General features: G+C 73.8%; 13 protein-coding genes. 9 read left to right on the forward strand and 4 right to left on the reverse strand.

All coding sequences use genetic code 11. The features are described from left to right. Nucleotides 1-87: 87 nt before the first annotated feature. Nucleotides 88-861: an SGNH/GDSL hydrolase family protein gene (locus tag ACTG9Q_RS14040; protein WP_455573189.1), complete on the forward strand. Its 774-nt coding sequence runs from the start codon at nucleotides 88-90 to the stop codon at nucleotides 859-861. A gap of 252 nt (nucleotides 862-1,113) precedes the next feature. Here ACTG9Q_RS14040 and ACTG9Q_RS14045 read toward each other — a convergent pair whose 3' ends face one another. Continuing rightward, complete coding sequence (locus ACTG9Q_RS14045) at nucleotides 1,114-1,974, reverse strand: SDR family oxidoreductase (protein ID WP_455573190.1); 861 nt, start codon at nucleotides 1,972-1,974, stop codon at nucleotides 1,114-1,116. 83 nt (nucleotides 1,975-2,057) lie between these two features. Then, nucleotides 2,058-2,858 carry an esterase/lipase family protein gene (locus ACTG9Q_RS14050; protein WP_455573191.1) on the reverse strand — a complete coding sequence of 267 codons (801 nt, stop codon included), beginning with the start codon at nucleotides 2,856-2,858 and terminating at the stop codon, nucleotides 2,058-2,060. Nucleotides 2,859-3,315: 457 nt separating this feature from the next. On the opposite strand from ACTG9Q_RS14050, the gene ACTG9Q_RS14055 reads away from it, so the two are divergent. Beyond that, nucleotides 3,316-4,566, forward strand: coding sequence for an MFS transporter (locus ACTG9Q_RS14055; protein WP_455573192.1), 1,251 nt, complete (start codon nucleotides 3,316-3,318; stop codon nucleotides 4,564-4,566). Between the two features lie 63 nt (nucleotides 4,567-4,629). Then, nucleotides 4,630-5,952 carry an ATP-grasp domain-containing protein gene (locus ACTG9Q_RS14060; RefSeq protein WP_455573193.1) on the forward strand — a complete coding sequence of 441 codons (1,323 nt, stop codon included), beginning with the start codon at nucleotides 4,630-4,632 and terminating at the stop codon, nucleotides 5,950-5,952. Between the two features lie 57 nt (nucleotides 5,953-6,009). Here ACTG9Q_RS14060 and ACTG9Q_RS14065 read toward each other — a convergent pair whose 3' ends face one another. After that, the gene (locus tag ACTG9Q_RS14065) at nucleotides 6,010-10,281 is read right to left on the reverse strand and encodes a S8 family serine peptidase (RefSeq protein WP_455573194.1); all 4,272 of its coding nucleotides are present in this window, start codon (nucleotides 10,279-10,281) and stop codon (nucleotides 6,010-6,012) included. 299 nt (nucleotides 10,282-10,580) lie between these two features. On the opposite strand from ACTG9Q_RS14065, the gene ACTG9Q_RS14070 reads away from it, so the two are divergent. From ACTG9Q_RS14070 to ACTG9Q_RS14085, 4 genes are all read left to right on the forward strand, one after another. Further along, the gene (locus ACTG9Q_RS14070) at nucleotides 10,581-10,775 is read left to right on the forward strand and encodes a DUF6229 family protein (RefSeq protein ID WP_455573195.1); all 195 of its coding nucleotides are present in this window, start codon (nucleotides 10,581-10,583) and stop codon (nucleotides 10,773-10,775) included. Nucleotides 10,776-10,839: 64 nt separating this feature from the next. Beyond that, on the forward strand, nucleotides 10,840-13,725 hold the full coding sequence (locus ACTG9Q_RS14075) for a type 2 lanthipeptide synthetase LanM family protein (protein WP_455573196.1): 2,886 nt from the start codon (nucleotides 10,840-10,842) through the stop codon (nucleotides 13,723-13,725). Next, nucleotides 13,722-15,605 (forward strand): ABC transporter ATP-binding protein, encoded by a 1,884-nt coding sequence (locus ACTG9Q_RS14080; protein WP_455573197.1) that lies wholly within the window; start codon nucleotides 13,722-13,724, stop codon nucleotides 15,603-15,605. Before ACTG9Q_RS14075 ends, ACTG9Q_RS14080 begins: the two co-directional genes overlap by 4 nt. Continuing rightward, nucleotides 15,602-16,978, forward strand: a complete 1,377-nt coding sequence (locus ACTG9Q_RS14085) for an FAD-binding oxidoreductase (protein ID WP_455573198.1) — start codon at nucleotides 15,602-15,604, stop codon at nucleotides 16,976-16,978. The genes ACTG9Q_RS14080 and ACTG9Q_RS14085 overlap by 4 nt, the downstream gene beginning before the upstream one ends. A 49-nt stretch (nucleotides 16,979-17,027) precedes the next feature. Here the strand turns inward: ACTG9Q_RS14085 and ACTG9Q_RS14090 are convergent, their stop codons facing one another. Beyond that, nucleotides 17,028-17,582, reverse strand: coding sequence for a TetR/AcrR family transcriptional regulator (locus ACTG9Q_RS14090; RefSeq protein WP_455573199.1), 555 nt, complete (start codon nucleotides 17,580-17,582; stop codon nucleotides 17,028-17,030). Nucleotides 17,583-17,619: 37 nt separating this feature from the next. On the opposite strand from ACTG9Q_RS14090, the gene ACTG9Q_RS14095 reads away from it, so the two are divergent. After that, nucleotides 17,620-18,039 carry a hypothetical protein gene (locus ACTG9Q_RS14095; RefSeq protein ID WP_455573200.1) on the forward strand — a complete coding sequence of 140 codons (420 nt, stop codon included), beginning with the start codon at nucleotides 17,620-17,622 and terminating at the stop codon, nucleotides 18,037-18,039. A gap of 182 nt (nucleotides 18,040-18,221) precedes the next feature. Further along, the gene (locus tag ACTG9Q_RS14100; protein ID WP_455573201.1) at nucleotides 18,222-18,926 is read left to right on the forward strand and encodes a response regulator transcription factor; all 705 of its coding nucleotides are present in this window, start codon (nucleotides 18,222-18,224) and stop codon (nucleotides 18,924-18,926) included. Nucleotides 18,927-19,111 lie beyond the last annotated feature (185 nt).

Here is a 19,111-nt window from a genome sequence, read left to right on the forward strand (position 1 = left end):
GGATCGGGGGAAGCGGCCGCGCCGGGGCGGCACGCTGGGCACGTCGGCGGTAAGAACTGAGCCACGTGCCCAGGTTTTGGAGGACTCATGCGCAGGTTCGCTGTGATCGCGTGCGCCGTGGTGATCGGGATGGCCGTGGCGGGGCAGCCCGCGGGAGCGTCGGCCGAGGTGCACTACGTCGCGCTCGGTGACTCGTACTCGTCGGGTTCGGGCGCGGGGAACTACAGCGGCGATTGCCGTCGCAGCGACAACGCCTACGCGCGACTGTGGGCCGCCGAGCACCAGCCCGCGTCCTTCACCTTCGCCGCCTGCACGGGGGCGACCACCGACGACGTCCTCGGCGGCCAGCTCAACGAGGTCTCGTCGAAGACGACGCTGGTGTCCATCACCGTCGGGGGCAACGACATCGGCTTCGCCGACGTCCTCACCGAGTGCACGCTGTCCGGCGACGCCGCCTGCGCCTCGGCGGCGCAGTCGGCGGCCGACCGCGCCCGCGCCGACCTGCCCGCCCGGCTGGACACCGTCTACGCCGCCGTCCGCGACCGCGCTCCCGACGCCCGCCTGGTCGTGCTCGGCTACCCGCGCCTGTTCGCCGACGGCGCCGCGCTCTGCGTGATGAGCCAGTCCAAGCGCCGCGCCCTCAACGACGGCGCGAACGTGCTCGCTGACATCACCGCCGCGCGGGCCGCCGCCGCGGGCGCGGTCTACGAGGACGTCCGCGACGACTTCGCCGGCCACGAGATCTGCTCCGGCAGCTCCTGGATCAACGCCGTCACCTGGCCCATCAGCGACTCCTACCACCCGAACAAGACCGGCCACGCCAGCGGCTACCTGTCCGCCTTCGCCAAGGTGGCGGGCTGACGGGCGCTGCGTGGGAGACGGAAGGTCAGGGCGGTCTCCATCGGTAACCCTCGACAGGGTGGTGCGGTCACCCCGTGTCCGGGCTTCCGTCGCTGGGTGTCATCGCACGTCGAGGATCGGGTGGAGGGATCGGCGCGTCGACGCGCCGCGATCGGATGGCGGGCGTCACAGGTGTCCGGCCTGGACATCGCGCTGGTCGGGGTCTGAAGTGGCCGTCATGAACGTCATCGCAGCGCGTTGAGTCGGCGGCCGTCAGTGCTCGGTGGGGGCGCGGCGGATCACGTCGGCCAGGGGAGTGGCGGGGTGGCCGGTGAGGCGTTCGACGTGGTCGGTCACGGGGGCGAGTTCGCCTGCCGCGATGGCGGTGTAGGTGGTGACCCAGGCGTCGAGCTGCCAGTCCGGCGCGCCGTAGGGGGCGCGGGAGCGGTACGCCTCGTCGACGCTCTCGGGCACGTAGGTCACGGTGCGCCCGGTGGTCGTGGTGATGACCTCGGCGATCTCGTGCAGGGTCAGCGCGTCGGGGCCGGTCAGCTCGTAGGTTCCGCCCGCGTGCTCCGGGGCGTTGAGCAGCACCGCTGTGGCCGAGTCGGCGATGTCGTCCAGGCCGACCACGGCGGCCCTGCCGTCACCCGCGGGCCCGCGGATGGCGCCGTCGGCGCCGGGCAGCGCGGGCATGAAGTCGGCGTAGAGGTTGTCGCGCAGGAACGTGTGCGACAGGCCGCTGGCGCGGATGTGCTCCTCGGTGGCCCAGTGGTCCCGCGCCAGGGTGAACACGGCGTCGGGCGCCGCTCCGTAGAAGGAGAGGTAGACCAGGTGCGCCACCCCCGCGTCGACCGCGGCGTCCACGAACACCCGGTGCTGCTCCACCCGATCCGGCGACTCCGCCGCCGACACCATCAGCACCCTGTCCACACCCCGCAGCGCGGCCCGCACCGCCTCCCGGTCCCCGAACGCCCCGGCCACCACCGTCGCCCCCGGCAACTCCGGCGCCCGAGACGGCTCCCGCACCACCAACCGCTGCCCAACCCCCGCCTCAGCCAGCCGCCGGGCTACCCGCCCCCCAAGCCGCCCGGTGGCCCCGGTGACCGCGATCGCGCCCTCAGATGCGTCCATCGCAGAGATCTTTCCGCCCCACCGGCAGCCGCACCAGTCCTGTGGCGTGCTCCCGGGCCGCCAGAGGCAAGTTCGCAGGGCGTTTACGAGACCGCGACTTCCTGTTTGGCCGCGGTCGGCATCGGGGTTTCCGGGGTGTGGTCGTCTTGGGCGGCCCAGGAGGCCAGCCTGGGGCGCAGGGTGCGGTAGAAGTCGGGGTGCAGGCCCATGGCGGTGTGGCTGCTGCGGATCTCGACGCACTCGGCGCTGGGGTCTTGGCACAGTTGCCAGGGGGCCACGCGGTCGAGGCGGGAGTAGACGGCCAGGGCGGGGACGGTGGGGGGCAGTTTCTCGGCGAGGGCGGTCGAATTGCTCTCGTAGCACGGGCCGGTGAAGCAGTCGGCGTTGACCAGGCCGGGGAAGCCGAGGGCGGACAGCCTTGCCAGTGTCCTGGCGACCTTGACCACGCTGGGGCTGGCGCCGAGCGGGTCCAGGACCGGTGATCCGAGCGTCACCAGGCCGCGGGCCAGGTCGGGCCTGCGGGCCGCGGCCAGCCTGCCGAGCCAGCCGCCGCGGCTCTGGCCGAGGATGACCACGCGGCCGCCGGTGCGGTCGGCGTGCTCGTCGAGCCGTCGCTCGATGCGGTCGACCAGTGTGCTGGTGCACGCCACGTTGAGGCCGATGCGGGCGGGGGCGGGCCGGTAGCCCCGCGCGCGGAGCCACGCCCCGGCCAAGGCCAGGCTGCTGTCGCCGAAACCGAAACCGGGCACGAGCAGGACCCCCAGGCCCGCGCCCTCGTCCGGGGTCCGCCGCCGCCAGTCCGCGTCGCGCAGGAGGCGGGGCACCATGGCCAGCATCACGATCAGTGTCTGCTCGGTCTCCGCGACCCTTTTCAGCGCGCGCATGGCTCCTCCTGTCCACGGACAGCCCGTGGCGGCCGACTCGGCCGCCACACATCCGACGTACCCCGCCTGCGCGAGAACAAACAGCCCAGATTGCTGATCCAGCGGAACCGGCCGGTGTCCGCGCCCAAAACGATGGGGCGCCACCGTCTTCGAGAACGCCATCGAAACAGCGATGTGTGACAGACCACTGTGGACTCATCCACGCTGGACGAGCCCCCGTGCCGGACCCTCCGGGCCACGCCTGGAAGATCACGACCGGAGGGGCACGTCCCGCGCCACCCGCTTCCATGAGGCCAGCCACATCCGCTGGTGACCGACCCCTGGCGTCAGGTCGACCTTCGGCTCAGGCCATAATCCCGGACCGTTCGCGCTGTGACGCCTGGGGGCGGGCTGTTCCTGGTCGGCGCGGCGGTCGAGGGAAGCGCCCGCCGGGTGTTGAGCAGGATGGAAGTCGCGCATGGGATCGGACGGCCGATTAGCTGGGCACCCCACGGTGGTCCAGACATTGCGGGGGCTCTCCGGGCCGGTGTGGCTGTTGCTCGTCGGGATGTTCGTCAACCGGCTGGGCAACTTCCTGCAGATCTACCTGGTGCTCTACTTGACGCAGAAGGGGTTCAGCGAGACCGCGGCCGGTGTCGCGCTCGGCGCGTACGGGGTCGGCTCCGTGGTGGGCGTCGCGCTGGGCGGGGTGATTTCCGACCGGTTCGGCTACCGGTGGACGATCGTGGCGTCGATGGCGGGCGCGGGCCTGCTCACGGCCGTGCTGGCCCACGTCGGCACCTTGTCGCTGGTGGTGCTGACCGCCGCGGTCATCGGGCTGCTGGCCCAGGTGTACCGGCCCGCGTCGTCGGCGCTGCTGGTCGAGCTCACGCCGGAGGAGCGGCACGTGATGGTGTTCGCGGTGAGCCGGTTGGCGTTCAACCTCGGCACCACCGCGGGCCCGCTGCTGGGCGCGCTGCTGATCGTGTACTCCTACGACCTGATGTTCTACGTCGACGCCGTCACCTCGGTGGTCTTCGCCCTGTTCGCCATGCGGCTGCCGCACCGGGTCGACGCGGCGGTGGGCGAGGCGCGGGCCCGCGGGGGGTACCTGGCGGTGCTGGGCGACCGCGGGTTCGCCCTGTTCATGCTGGCCCTGTTCCTCAACGCCGTCGTCTACATCCAGCACATCGCGGTCCTGCCGCTGCAGGTGACCGCCGACGGGCACGACCCGGCGTTCTACGCGGTGCTGCTGTCGCTCAACTCCGCCTTGGTGATCGCCCTGGAGCTGCCGTTCACCAAGTTCGTCCAGCGCCTGCCCGCGCGGGTGGCGGTGGCGGTGGGGATCGGGCTGATGGGCGTCGGCATGAACCTCTACCTCGCGGGCCCGTTCGTGGCGATGTTCGTCGTCGCGACGGTGGTGTGGACGCTGGGGGAGATCATCGGGCTGCCGACGGCCTCGGCCTACCCCGGGCAGGTCGCCGCGGCGGGCACGCGCGGGCGCTACATCGCGGCGGCGGCGTTCGCGATGCACGTCGGGCACGCGGCCGGACCGGTGCTCGGCGTCGCCGTCTGGACCCTGTGGCGCGACGGCGTGTGGTGGGGCTCGACCGCCATCACGGTGGTCGCGGTCATCGCGGCGCTCGCCGGGATGACCGGCAGGGCAACCCCCGTGGGCGGGGACGACGGCCAACCGGCCGCGACCCGGAAGGCAAAGACCGCGAGTTGACAACGCGCGGCGTGACCCATTCGCGGCGCACCGCGCCGTTAAAACCGTGAACGGGAGCCCAGCATGACCGAAGCCAACACCGCCGCGACGGTGGTCGTCGTTGACCCGTACTCCTCCGGCGACCAGCTCGCCCCCGCCCTGCGGGCCGCCGGTCTCGTCCCGGTCGCGGTGATCACCTCCGACCCCCCGCCCCCGATCTTCGCGGGCTGTGTCCCCACCGAGGACTTCGCCCGCGTCGTGGTCCACGGTCCGAGCGTGGCCGACACCGCGGACCGGTTACGCCACTTGGCCCCGCTGGCGGTGGTGCCCGGCGCCGAGAGCGGCGTCGAGCTGGCCGACCGGCTGGCCGCGCTGCTCACGCCCGCGCTGGCCAACGACCCCGCCAGGACCGACGCGCGCAGGCACAAGGGCGCCATGGGGCAGGCGGTCGCCGCGGCCGGGCTGCCCTGCGCGCGGCAGGTGTGCACGGGCGACCCGGAGGAGGTCGCCGCCTGGATCGCGCGCGACGGGCTGGCGGGGGTCGACCTGGTCATGAAGCCGCCGAAGAGCGCGGCCACCGACAACGTGATCCGCGTCCGGGCGGGCGACGACTGGCGGGCGGCCTTCCACGCCGTGCTCGACAAGCGCGACAAGTTCGGTGAGATCAACACCGAGGTCGTCGTCCAGGAGCTCCTGGTGGGCACCGAGTACGTCGTGGACACCGTCACCGCGGACGGCGTCCACACCGTGGTCAACATCTGCCGCTACCGCAAGCTCGACATCGGCGACCACATGGCCGTCTACGACTACGTCGAGTGGCTGCCGTCCGACACTCCCGGCCACGACACCCTGACCGCCTACACCGCCGCCGTCCTGGACGCGGTCGGGATGCGCTTCGGCGCGGCGCACAACGAGATCATGCTCACCGCCGACGGGCCGCGGCTCATCGAGGTCAACGCCCGGCTCGCCGGTGGCGGGACACCCCGGTTCGCCCGGGAGGCGACCGGGGACAGCCAGGTGGACCGGATGGTCCGCTACTGCGCGGGCGACCGGGACATCCCCGCGGGCTACGACCTCCACAAGACGGTCTGGGCGGTGCTGTTCATGGCCCGCACCGGGGGCATCGTGCGCAACGCCGAGGAGTACGAGCGGATTCGCGACCTGCCCAGCGCGCACCTGTGCTCCGTCAAGGTCCGCAACGGCGACCACGTGCCCGTCACCCGGGACCTCGTGGACAGCCACACCCTCGGCTTCGCGATCCTCTCCCACGAGAGCCCCGAGCAGGTGGCCGCCGACCACGCCGAGATCCGCCGGATCGAGCAGCGCCTGAGGTTCGACCCGATCCCCCCTGCGGCGGGCGATGAGCGGGCCGCGGGGCGAGTGGCCGAGGCGCCCGCGATGGCGTAGGCGGGAGAGCGGCTCCGGTCGGGCTCGGAGCACCGAGCCCGACCGGAGCCGGGGAACTCAGCCGACGCCCACCGGGGCGGGGGAGACGGTGATCACGTCAGTGCCGACCGCCGACGTCCCCTCCCCGGTGAAGGTGTCGGTCACCGTGACGGTGCCCGGCGTGTGCAGCAGGAGCGACAGGCGCCAGGTCTTCTCGGCGCCCCCGGCCAGGGCCACGTCGCCGACCACGGTGCCGACCAGCCCGCCGGAGCCGTCGCGGGTCAGCCGGACCCGCTGCCAGGAGGTGCCGGTTCCCAGCTTCAGCACGACGTCGTTGGGCGCCAGGGCCTTCTCGCCGGTCAGCCGCACGGTCCAGGCCAGTGGGCCGGACGCGGCGGTGCCGTGGTTGGCCGCCAGCACGTCGTAGGCGAGCGCGGTCCCCGCCACCGCCGAGGTGCCGCGGGTGTCGGAGACCACGACGTCGGGCGCCGGTTCCGGGCCGACCCGGAAGGACTTCGCCGCGGAGACCTCGCCGGAGTAGCCGCCGGTGTTCGTCCCCAGCTCCAGCCGGTACAGCCCGTCCGCGGCGTCCGCGGGCAGGCTGAAGGTGAACGGCTGGGCGTCCCACTCGACCGATCCGGCCCGGATCTGCGTGCCCGCCGGGTCGAACAGCCGCAGGATCGGCTTGAGCTCGTTCGGCCCGCCGCCGCGCACGACACCCTCGACGTGCTCGAGGGGCAGGCGCTCCGGCAGGGTGAGGAACGGCCGGACGTTGGTGGCGATCACCGTCTCGAACGGCAGACCATGGGAGTCCACAATGGACCAGTCCACAGTGGTCGACCCGTTCTCGGCGACGGCGACGTCACCGATCCGCACCGACGCGGGCCCGCCGATGGCGAACCTGGTGTCGTACGGCTCGTGCCACCGCAGCCCGGTGATCACCTGGCTGGGCAGGAACCAGTCCTGCTCCAGGTGGCGCACCTCGTGCACGGTCACCGCCTCGTAGGTGTCCAGGGTGGCGATCAGCTCGCCGGGGGCGAACCGGTAGCCGTGCTCCCCGGTGGTCGTCGGCCGCAGGTACACCGACGCGGTGTTCCTGGCGTCGGAGCCCGCCAGGTCGATCGCCGCCCGCACGGCGAAGTTCTCGCCGATCGACGCGGGCGCCGGGCCCGCGAGCACCCGGGGGGCGAAGCTGACCTTGTCGTCGTCGATCACCGTGATCACCCGGTGCAGCAGGTACGCGGGCGCCCCGTCGGCCGCCTCCTTGCGCACCACCAGGGTGTAGCGGCCAGTCGGGTTGTTGGCCTCGAACGACAGCGAGCCCGCGGCGTCGGTCACGCCCACCTGCCGGGGGATGTTGTCGGCGACCAGTTCCACCGTGGCCCCGGCCAGCGGCCCGACCTGGGTGGCCCCCGGCGCGTCCACAGTGGATGCCAGGACGGTGACGATCGGCGCCCGCACCCTGAAGGAGTCGCTGAGGTGGCCGACCTGCACGGAGTAGGTGCTGAGCCGGTCCTTGGCGACCGTCCAGGTCACCGTGGTGGCGGCGCCTGCGGCGAGGGGGACCTTGGTCGTCGTCTCAATCTGGCCGCCGACCCGCAGCACCGCGTCATAGGTGCCCGCCGCGTTCCCGACGTTCTTCACCCGCACGGACACCGTCACCGGCTTGTGCGCCAGCACCACGTCCGGGCTGACCGACAGGTCGTACACCGCGAAGTGGGCCTGGTCGTCGGCCGGGGGCGGCGAGGCCCAGGTGGCGGCGTTGAGGAACAGCTCGGTCGCCTCCGGCGTCCAGTCGGCGGGGCCCCGGGTGGCGGAGACGCCGTGGGTGGACAGCAGCACGTGCCGGTTGTTCGCCCGCTGGTCGACGCCGATGCCGCCGCCCATGATCCCGTTGGCCGTGCGGCCCACGGTTGCGATGGTGCGCCTGCCCTCGCCCTCGTAGCCGCCGAACCAGGCCAGCCACTTGGCCTGGGTGCTGCGTTCCAGCACGATCCGGTCGCCCACCTGGCGCCCGGCGAACAGCGGGTGCTCGGCGGTCACCTCGTAGTAGGACTCGGCCTGTCCGGAGCCGCCGGAGTCGAAGCCGGTCGTGGCAGGCCGGCCGGTGTGCCGGGAGAGCTGCCGGATGCCGTTGCCGGTGCTGAAGGCGTGGTCGGTGAAGATCACGCCGGTGCCGTTGGCGTCGGTGGCGTCCAGGAACGCCTGGAAGGCCGCGGCGTTGTAGTTGGTCGTCACGCCGTAGCCGAGCACGACGGTGGAGTGCTGCGCGGCCTGCTCCAGCTGGGTCCAGTTGTAGATCGCGGTCGGGATGCCGCGCGGGGCGAACACCACGTCCACGTACTGCTGGGCGCGGCTGGCCGTGCTGTCCACAATGGCCACGGAGCGCGGCGGCGGGGAGAACCCGAAGTCCGCGCTCGCCACCGCGCCGGGGACCACCGTGACCCCGACGGCCGCCGGGGCGGCGAAGGTCGGGTGCGTGGCCGCGACCTGGTACGTGCCCGCGGGCACGCCCCGGATGGTGTAGGACCCGTCGGCGGCGGTCACCGCGGAGAGGTCGCCGGGCACGCCGGTCACCCGGACCATGGCGCCGGGGATGCCGTGCCCGGAGCCCGCGAGGGTGGCCCTGCCCGCGATGTGCCCGCTGGGCAGGCCGGTGAGCGCCACGGTGACGGGGGTGAACTCGTCGGCCACGACGACCACGTCGGACACCGTGCCCGAGTCGTAGCCGAACGCCGACGCCGAGACGGTGTAGGTGCCGGGGGCGAGCCGGGCGGTGAAGGTGCCGTCCGCGCCGGTGGTCAGGGTGCGCCCGCCGGGCTCGACGGTCACCGTCGCGCCGGTGACCGGGTCACCGGTCGAGGCGACCGTGACCGCGCCCCGGACACCGGAGTCCAGCGCGACGAACGCGGTCGCCTCGTAGGCGTTGATCCGGCCGCGCCCGAACCGGGTGTCCGGCGGCGTGGGGCTGTACCGGGTGTCCCAGAACGCGGTGTCGCCGAGGATGCGCTGCACGTCGGAGACGCTGAGCCCGCCGGAGGCGGACATCATCAGGGCGACGACGCCGGAGGTGTGCGGGGTGGCCATCGACGTGCCCGACAGCGTGCGGTAGCCGCCGTTCGGGTCAGCGGAGTGGATGTTGACGCCGGGCGCGGAGATGTCGGGCTTGACCCAGCTCTCCGGCCAGTCCGCGGGCGGCGCGCTCCACTGGGCCTTGCGGACCACGGCGCCGCAGGAGAAGCTCGCCACGTTGTCGGCGCTGTCGGTCGCGCCGACCCCGACCGCCTCGTGGACGTTGCCGGGGCTGGCGGTGCCGCTGGTGCCGCAGTTGTTGCCGATGGCGAAGGCGGGGAACACGCCCGCGGCCCGCATGGCCCGCGTCGGCTGGATCATCTCCTGGTGGAACCCGTTGCCGCCCAGGGACATGCTGACGATGTGCGCGGGCTCGCCCGCCGGGTTGCCCGCCGCGTCGGTCGGCGCGATGGCCCACTGCATACCCGCGGCGACCTGCGCGAACGAGCCGCTGCCGCCCGGGATGACCAGCCCGTGCATCATCTCGGCCGCGGGTGCGACGCCGATCGAGGTGCCCGAGGTCGAGCCGCCGTGGATGGTGCCCGCGACGTGCGTGCCGTGGTACTGGGAGTCGCGCGGGGCCGAGGCGACGAGCCCGCCGGAGGCGTTGAACTCCATCCAGCCGCCCGGGTGGTGCGGGTTGGCCGGGTCGGCGGTCACCATCTTGCCCGCCAGGTCCGGGTGGCTGATCGCGACGCCGGTGTCCAGCGTGGCGATGCGCACCCCGGCTCCGGTCACCCCCAGTTCCCGCCAGACCCGCTCGGCCTCGATCTTGCCGAGCCCCCAGGTCACGTCCTGCGCGGTGGCCTCCGCGGTGCCCGCGGCGGTGTCGGGCAGGCTCAGTTCGAAGTTCGGGTTGAGCCTGGCGACTCCCGGGATCTCGGCCAGCGCGTCGAGCGTCCCCGAATCGGCGGGGAACTCCACGAGCAGCATGTTCGTGATCCAGAAGCGGTTGACGACGGTGACCCCGTCGGTCTCCGCCCGCGCCTCGATGGCGGCCTCGACCTCGGCCTGGGTGGCCTCGGCGTGCTCGCGCAGGGTCGTGACCACCTGGTCGTGGCCGCCGCCGAGCTCGGCCGCGTTGGGCAGCATCACCAGCGCCCGCACGGGTTCCCCGACCGGGCCCGCGACGACGTTGGACAGCAGTTCCGGCGCGATCGGCGCCGCTGGGCCCACCGCCTGGGGCGTCGATGACGCGATGCCTGCGGACAGCAGGGTGGCGGCGGCCAGCAGGGCAACCGTGGGTCTGGCCGCGGGACGGCGGCGGGATAAGCGCATGTAGTGGAGCCTCCTAGTCGACGGATCACGCTCTTATGAGCGTGGTCGACTATTTCCAACCGTCAATGCGCTGCTCGGCGGCACCGCGTCGGCCCGGACGCCCTACTCGACTGGTGCTCGGAGACCGTCGGTTACGACGGTTGGCTGAGATCGCTGTCCGGAACGCCTCGTTCGGCGGGCAGGGGCGCACGGACGGTCGCGGTTCTCGGGCAGCCGCGTAGCTGATGAGCGTATTGCCTGGTCAGGCGCGGGTTGTCAGGCTTGGTCGATCCCATCTTCCCGCACGGAAAGGATCGCTGATGAGCACACTCGAGTTGACCCGGGCCGAGGAGATCATCGCCGCGTGGCGCAGTGGCGCGGAGATGGACGACAACCCCGCGGGGCCCCTGTTCAGCGGGGAGCACACCGAGGCCGACATCACCATGACCGGCCCCGGCCAGTCCGGCCGGTGCGGCACCGTGTGTTCGGGTTCATCGATCTACCAGTGCTGCTGACCGACCACCGTGGGCCGTCCGCGCGCAGCGGGCGGCCCTGGGCGCCGCCGCCGGAGTGGACTGGGTGAGCACCGAGGCCGAGCAGTTCGACCGGTCGGCCCGCGCGCTGTTCGCCCCCGCGCGCGCCGGGCTCGCCGCGGACCTCACGGGCCTCGCCGGGCTCGGCGCGGCCGAGCGGGACGCGGTCCTCGCCGGGGCGGACGCCGTGCTGCGCCAGAGCGTGCTGCGCAAGGTGAGCCGGGTGCTGGTGCTGGAGCTGAACGCCGCCCGGCTGACCGGTAGGCTCACCGCGACCGACAGCGCGGGCCGGTGGACCGAGTTCGTCGAGCGGACCTGCGAACCCGGCTTCTGGGACTCGATCGACGCGCACTACCCGGCACTGCGGCCCCGGCTGCGCACCGTGATCGACAACCGGGTCGCGGCGATCCGCGAACTGGCCACCCGCTTCACCGCCGACCGGGCCGCGCTCGTGCGGCTCACCGGCGTCGACCCCGGCGAACTGCGCGCGGTGTCCTTCGGCGAAGGCGACAGCCACCGCGGTGGCCGCTCGGTCGCCGTCCTCACGTGCGCCGCGGGCGCGGTCGTCTACAAACCGCGCTCGCTTGGCGTCGACCGGGCGCTCGCGGACCTGCTGGCGGCCGTCCTCCCGGACGAGCCGGACCCGATCCGGGTGCCAGAGGTCCTCATCCGGGACGGGTACGGGTGGGCTGAGCACGTCGCCCACCGCTACTGCGCCGACGACGCCGAGCTGCGGCGCTTCTACCGCAACCTCGGCCGCTGGCTCGCGGTCATGCGGCTGATCGGCGGCACCGACCTGCACCAGGAGAACCTGATCGCCGCGGGGCCAGTGCCGGTGGTGATCGACTGCGAGACGCTGTTCACCCCGACCCAGCCCGCCCCGCCGTCGGGCTACGGCGACGCCGTCGACGCGGCCCTGGCCATGGTCACCGGCTCGGTGCTCGGGACCGGGCTGCTGCCCGGCCGCGGGCTCGTGCTCGGCTGGCGGGGCATCGACAACTCGGCCATCGGCTCGCTGCCCGGCCAGCAGCCGGTCCCCGACGTCCCGGTGATCGTGGGCGCGGGCACCGACCAGGCGCGCATCGGCCTCGCCAAGGCCCCGGGCGCGGGGGCGGCGAACCACCCCGACCCCAACCCGGTGCTCGGCAAGTTCTGGGACCACGTCCTCACCGGTTTCACCACGCTGACCGACCGCCTGCGCACCTTCGACGCAGCGGGTGCGCTGGACGCCCCGCTCGCGGCGTTCGCGGGCCTGCCCGTGCGCGCCGTCGTGCGCAGCACCGAGACCTACGCCGAGCTTGGTCGGATGCTCTGGCACCCCGCCTCCCTCAACAACGAGCCGAAGGCGGTGGCCCGCGCCGAGGACCTGCTCGCCAGGCACGCGGCGAACGCGCCGGACGCCCCTGGCGACCCCGCCGTGATCTCCGCCGAGGTCGCGGACCTGCTCGACGGCGACGTCCCGTTCTTCGCCACCACCGCCGACACCGGCGTGCTCGCCGGACCGCGCGGCACCCGCTGGGGCCGCTCGGTCGACGTGATCGCCGAGGCCAGGTCGAGGTGGCGGGCCACAGACCCCGAGGTCGACCGGCGGGTCATCCAGGCGGCGCTGGTGAGCGCCTACCTCAACGAGGGCTGGCTGCCGCCGCCCGTGCGGCGGATGCCGTCCACAACGGACACCACCGGCCTCGACCGGCGGCGCCGCGCGCTCGCCGCGGACATCGTGCGCCAGGTGGCGGCCACCGCGATCCGCGGCGCGGACGGCACGGCGGTCTGGGTGGCGCCGACGCTCAACCCCACCGGCTGGGCGGTGCACGCGCTCAGCGCCGACCTCTACAGCGGCCTGTCCGGGGTCGCCGTGCTGCTGGCGGGCTACCTGCGGGAGTCCGCGGCGGGCCGGGCCGATCCCGTTCCCGGGCTCGCGGACCTGCTGCGCGCGACGGTGACGACGATGCGGCTGGCCGAGCAGCGGTGGGCCGACGACACCGCGGCGGGCACGCCCCTGCGCCCCGAGCCGCCGGGCGGCTACGTCGGCCTCGGCTCGCGGATCACCGGCTGGCTTCTCCTGCGCCGTCTCGGCGCCGTCGGGGACGAGGCGCTCGAGCGGGCCGCGGTGCTGGCCGGGCAGCTGCCGCGCGCGGTCGTCGAGGACACCGAGTACGACCTTCTCATCGGCCGCGCGGGCGCGGTGGTGCCGTTGCTGCGCCTGGCGGAGCACACCGGCGACCCCCGGTGGATCGACCTCGCGGGCATGATCGGCGACCAGCTCGTCGCGGAGGGCGCGCCCGCCGCGACCGCCGACGGGCTCGACCTGGTTTCCTGGCCCAACCGGCAGTTCCCCGAGGGCATCGGCGGGTTCGCCCACGGTGCCACCGGCATCGGGTGGGCGCTGGCCCGGCTCGCCGCCGTGACCGGGGACCCCGCCCACGCCGACACCGCGCGGGCGGCGTTCGCCTACGAGGAAACCCTCTACGACGAGGAGAGGCGCGGCTGGCGGGACCTGCGGGAGGAGGACCACATCGGCGGGGCGTGGTGCCATGGTGCCGCCGGGATCGGAGTCGCCGCGCTCGACCTCTCGCGGTGGCCGGACGATGCCCAGCGGTGCTCCGACGTGGTCCGCAGAGCCGCGGCGTCGGCTTGGGCGTGCGGCACCGGCTGGAACCACACGCTCTGCCACGGCGACCTCGGGGTGTGGGAACTGCTGGCCGACGCCGACGCCGCCGGTCTCGCGCCTGCGGGTCTGGACCGCGCCGCGGTCACCGCGCACGTCGTGGCGGTGCTCGAAGAGCACGGGGTGGTCACTGGCATGGCGCGCGACGCGTTCAGCCCCGGGCTGCTGCCGGGCGCGGGCGGCATCGCGTACCAGCTGCTGCGCCTGCACCCCGACAGCCCGCTGCCGTCGGTGCTGCTGCCCGATCCCGGCGGCGTGCCGTGACGGCGGTCGAGCCCGAGCTGGAGATGGACACCCCGTACTGGCACCTCGACGAGGACGCCATGTCCCTGACCGTGCCCCAGTTGCTGCGGCGGCTGCCGTCCAGCCTGCGCCCGGTGCTGGCCATCCTCCGCGACACCGCACCGCGCGCCGCGCTGGCGATCCTGCTGCTGCAGGTCGCCTCCGGGCTGGCGTTCGCCTTCGGCCTGCTGGCCACGACCGGGGCCCTGGACAAGCTGTTCGCGGCCGGGCCGACCGGCGAGCGGGTGCTCGCCGCGGTGCCGTCGCTGCTGGTGGTCGTCGCGGCGTTCGCCGGGCGCGGGCTGCTGGACACCGGGGTCGCGCTGGCGCACGCGCGGGTCGTGCCCGCGGTGCGCCGCGCGGCCGAGGAGCGGATCGTCGACTCCGCGCTGCGGGTGGACCTGGCCGCCTTCGACGACCCGGAGTTCTACGACCGGCTGCACCGGGCCCGCGACCGGGGTGTGCACCACCTGGAGCGCGCCACCGACAACCTCGTGGAACTACTGGGGTCGGCGCTCGCGGTGCTGGCCGCCGCGGGGACGGTCGGCCTGCTGCACCCGGTCCTGCTGCCGGTGCTCGCGCTGTCGGTGGTGCCCAACGGCTGGGCCGTGGTGCGCTCCGCGCGGCTGGGCTACGCGACGATGGCCCGCACGGTGACGCTGAACCGCCGCCAGCGGATGCTCGGGGACCTGGCGGCCGGGCGCGAACCGGCGCCGGAGATCCGCGCGTGCCAGGCGGAGGCGTTCCTGCGGGCGGAGTACCGCGGTGTCGCCGACCGGCTGCAGGAGCAGGAGACCGCGGTCGGACTGGGCCAGGCGAAGGTGAAGGCGCTCGGCCGGGCGCTGTCCGGGACGGCCGTGGGGCTGGCCGTCGCGCTGCTGGTGGTGCTGCTGCAGGTGGGCTGGATGCCGCTCGCCGTGGCCGGTACCGCGCTCATCGCCATCCGGTCGGCCTCCGCCGCGCTGGGCAGGCTGGTGCTGGCCGCGAACCTCGTCTTCGAGCAGGGGCTCTACGTCGCCGACTACGAGGCGTTCCGCGCCGACGCCCTGGCCCGCGCCCGGCCGCCGACGGACCACCCGGCGCCTGCCGACCCGGCGCGCGTCGAGCTGCGCGGCGTGGGGTTCGGCTACCAGGGCGCGGCGGCGCCCGCCCTCTCCGGCATCGACCTGACCATCCACCGGGGCCAGGTCGTCGCCCTCGTCGGGGAGAACGGCTCGGGCAAGACGACGCTGGCCAAACTGATCACCGGGCTGTACCGGCCGACGGAGGGCCGGATCACCTGGGACGGCAGGGACCTGGCCGACCTGGACCCGGCCGGCGTCGGCGACCGGGTGGGCATGGTGGCCCAGACACCGGTGCACTGGCCGCACGACGCGCGCGCGAACGTCCGCCTCGGCCGCCCGGGACGCCCCGACCCCGACGACGCGGCACTGCGCGCCGCCGCGATGTCCTCCGGCGCGGACGAGGTGGTGGCGGCCCTGCCCGAGGGCTGGCGGTCGCTGCTGTCGCGGTACTTCCGCGGCGGCACCGAGCTCTCCGGCGGGCAGTGGCAGCGGCTCGCGGTCGCCCGGGGGCTGTTCCGGGACGCGCGGGTGCTGGTGCTGGACGAGCCCACCGCCGCGCTCGACGCCAAGGCCGAGCGCGCGGTGTACGAGTCGCTGCGCACGCTGGCCGACGGCCGCACGGTCGTGCTGATCACCCACCGGCTCGGCAGTGTCCGCGACGCCGACCGGATCTACCTGCTGCACCAGGGCGTGCTCGCGGAGCAGGGAACGCACGAGGAGCTGATGGCGCTCGACGGCCACTACGCCGAGCTGTACCGCCTCCAGGCCCAGCTGTACGCCGAGCAGCCCGCCCGGTGACCGGCCCGTTCGCCGCGCTCGCGGCCACCGTCGAGGTTCACCTGCCCGGTGACGCGGGGCACCAGCGCGCGCGGAAGATGTTCATCGGCCGTCCGGACGAGGTGGTCCCCTCGGCCGTGGTGGCGTGCGCCCGCGAGCAGGACGTGGCCGCGGCGCTGGCGTTCGTCCGGCGGCACGGCATGCCCTTCGCGGTGCGCGGCGGCGGGCACAGCTTCGCCGAGCACTCCACGTCCGAGGGGGTGGTCCTCGACCTCGGCGCCCTGTCCGCCATCGACGTGCGCGACGACCGCGTCGTCGTGGGCGCCGGGGTGCGCGTGGGCGCCCTCGCCGACCGGCTCGCGGTGGACGGCCTCGTCGCGCCGGTGGGCTGGTGCCGCTCGGTCGGGGTGGTCGGGGCGGTGCTCGGCGGCGGGTACGGGGTGCTGAGCCGCTACTACGGCCTCGGCGCCGACCACCTGCTGGCCGCCCGGGTGCTGCTCGCCGACGGCCGCGTCGTGCGGGCGGCCGCCGACGAGCACCCGGACCTGTTCTGGGCGCTGCGCGGCGCGGGCGGCGGGACGTTCGGGATCGTGCTGTCGGCGGAACTGCGCCCCCGCCCGTCGGTGCCCGTGGTCGCGCTGACGGCGACGTGGCCGCACGAGCGGGCCGCCGCCGTGATCGACGCGTGGCAGCACCACGCCCCTTCCGCCCCGCGCGAGGTGAACCTGGAGATCTCCGCCTACGCCAGTGACTTCCCCGACGAACCGCCCGTGACCGCCGCCTTCGGCGTCGTCGTGGGCGATGACCCGGACGCCGCCCACGCGCTCCTGCGGCACTACCCCGACGCGGCCGGACACCGGGTCGCGGTGCTGTCCCCCGTCGAGGCGGCCACGTTCTGCGACTACCCCGGCGACGCCGCCGAGCACACCCTGCCCCGGCTCCCGCCCGGGGAGCGCCCCGCCCTGCGCCTGTCCCGCGCCGGGTTCGCCGCCCGCCCGCTCCCGCGCGAGACGCTGGACGCGCTCACCGCGCACCTGGCGCACGGCCGCTCCCACGGCGTCTACCGCGACCTGGAACTGGTGCCATGGGGCGGCGCGATCGCGACCGGTGGGGGAGGAGCCGTGGCTCACCGCGACCAGGCATTCCTGGTGAAGCACACCGCGCAGACCGGCACCCGCGCCTGTGACGACCTCCGCGCCGCCGCGAGCGCGTGGGTCGGCGCTTCCCGGGCCATCACCGACCTCCACGGCGCGGACCGGGGCTACCCGAACTACCCGGACCCGGCCGCCGACCCCGCCCACTACTACGGCGAGCACCTGCCCCGCCTGCGCCGGGTCAAGGCGGCCTACGACCCGACCGGCACCTTCCACTGCGGCATCCCCCTGCGCCGCTGACGGCGACCACCCCGCTGGGATGTCTGGTGTGGACAGTCGGATGCCCTTGTCACCACGGGATCGGCAGGGCCCACTCGTGGGTGGCGTCGGGCCCCGCGGCGCCGAGCACGGCGAGGATCTGCCACAGGATGCCGACGGCCATGAAGTCGCGCACGCCCTCGGGCGGGGCGCCGGTGGCCTCGGCGACGAGGACGAAGATGGCCCCGTAGCGGACCCGGACCACCTCGCGGATCTTGTCGTCGGTGCCCGCCGCGGCGAACGCGTGGAGCATCATCCCCATCAGGTCGCGGTCGGCGAGGATGTCGCGGTAGCCCGCCGCGCGCAGCGCGTCGAGCCGCTCCTCGGAGCTCGCCCGCTCCAGTGCCGACACGGCGGAGCGAATATAGTGCTCCATCGCGTCGCACGCGCGGTCAAATGCCGCCAAGAACAGCGCGTGTTTGGTTCCGACGAGGCGTATGACGTACGGCTGGGACACGCCGACCAGGGCCGCTATGTGCTCGGTCGTCGTTCCTGAATAGCCCGTGCGGCTGAAAGCGGACATCGCGGCCGCCACGATCTGCTCATACCTGCGCTCCGCGCTCATCCGCGTTCCGCTCTCGGCCACATTGACAGGTTATCAACCAATAGCTAGCGTCCGGGCAATGCCACCCGGAGAGTCGCCCGGAGAGTTGCCCGGAGACCGCGTCGCGCTGGTGAGCACCTCCCGCAGGCCAGGGCTGTGGTTCGACCTGCCGGTGGCGGCGCTGCTGCTCGTCTGCTGGATGACCATTCCGCTGGCCCTCGCGCACCTGCTCACCGGCTTGGCGCTGACCGCCAGCCTGGTCGTGCACCTGTGCACCCGGCGCGTCGTGTTCCCGCGCCGCGCGGCCCTCGCCGTGAGCGTCCTGCTCGTCGCGGCGGCGCTGACGGTGATCACCGGGCTCCTGCGCTGGGCGGGCCTGCCCAAGGAGGTCGTTTTTCACGCTGTTCCCAGTTATACGCTGGTAGCCTTGGCGATCTGGCACGCGGTGCGGCGGAGGCGGGCCCTCCGCGCGCGACTCCGGCCGCGCCCGCGGAAATGACTCCAGTGATTCGACAACTGTCGTGTCATGGCGCGCGTGGTCGCGCCCAATGGGTGTGATCTGGTCGCGCGGCACCGGCCCCTTTGCTATCCAGAAAGGGTCAAGGTCGAAGCCACCGCGAATGGCTGGCTGGTCGGTGGCCACCGAGCAGGACCATCCGCGCACCATCCGTCTGGAGGCCGATGCCCATGCACGTCAGCACCCTCGCCCGCGCCGCCGAGGTCCCCGTACCCGCCAGTCCGCCCCTGGGCCTCGGCCTGACCGTGAGCATCGCCCACCCCGGCGAGATGATCCGCGCGGGTCTGGGGACACTGATCCGCGACTTCCACGAGGTGTCGGGCTCGCGGTCCTACGATTCGTGGGCGGCGCTGTACGAGCGGAGGGAACGGCGCGAGGGGGCGGAGCTGATCATCGCGGCGGCGGAGCTGCTGGGCGGTGATTCCCGGCGCGCGCAGGCGTTGCGCGCGTGCGGGGTGAAGATCCTGGTGCTGCTGCCCGACTGCGAGCACCGCACCGTGGCCGAGGCCGCCGAACTCGAACCCGACGGGTTCCTGCTGGAGCGCGTGTTGAGCGGCGCCGAGCTGCGCACCGCCATGCGGGACGTGACCGCGGGGCGGGTGCACGTGCCCGCGGCGATGACCACCGGCCTGCTCGCCGAGGTGCGCAGACCGACCAAGACCGGGGCGCTGGTCGGCAACCTGCTCACGCCCCGGGAGATCCAGACCCTGCGCCTGCTCTCCGAGGGGTGCAGCAACAAGCAGATCGCGAACCGCCTCGGCATCGGGATCAACGGCGTCAAGCGGCACGTCGGCAACGTGCTGGCCAAGCTCAACTGTCCCAACAGGACGTTAGCCGCGGCTGAGGCCGTCCGCCTCAGCCTGATCTGACCCCCGCCGACCACCCCACTCGACCACCCGCCCGATCACGCCGCCTGGACCTGTGCCAGGCGGCGTTCGCGCGTCCGGCGGCGGTACCCGGTCGGGCACCTCCCTGGAGGGGGACCGGGGGTCAGCCCGTTGGCGCTCTCCTGGACCGCCCCCGCGGTGGAAGCGTCCACGTCGATGCCGCAGTC

It is taken from the genome of Actinokineospora lacus (genome assembly GCF_053813445.1).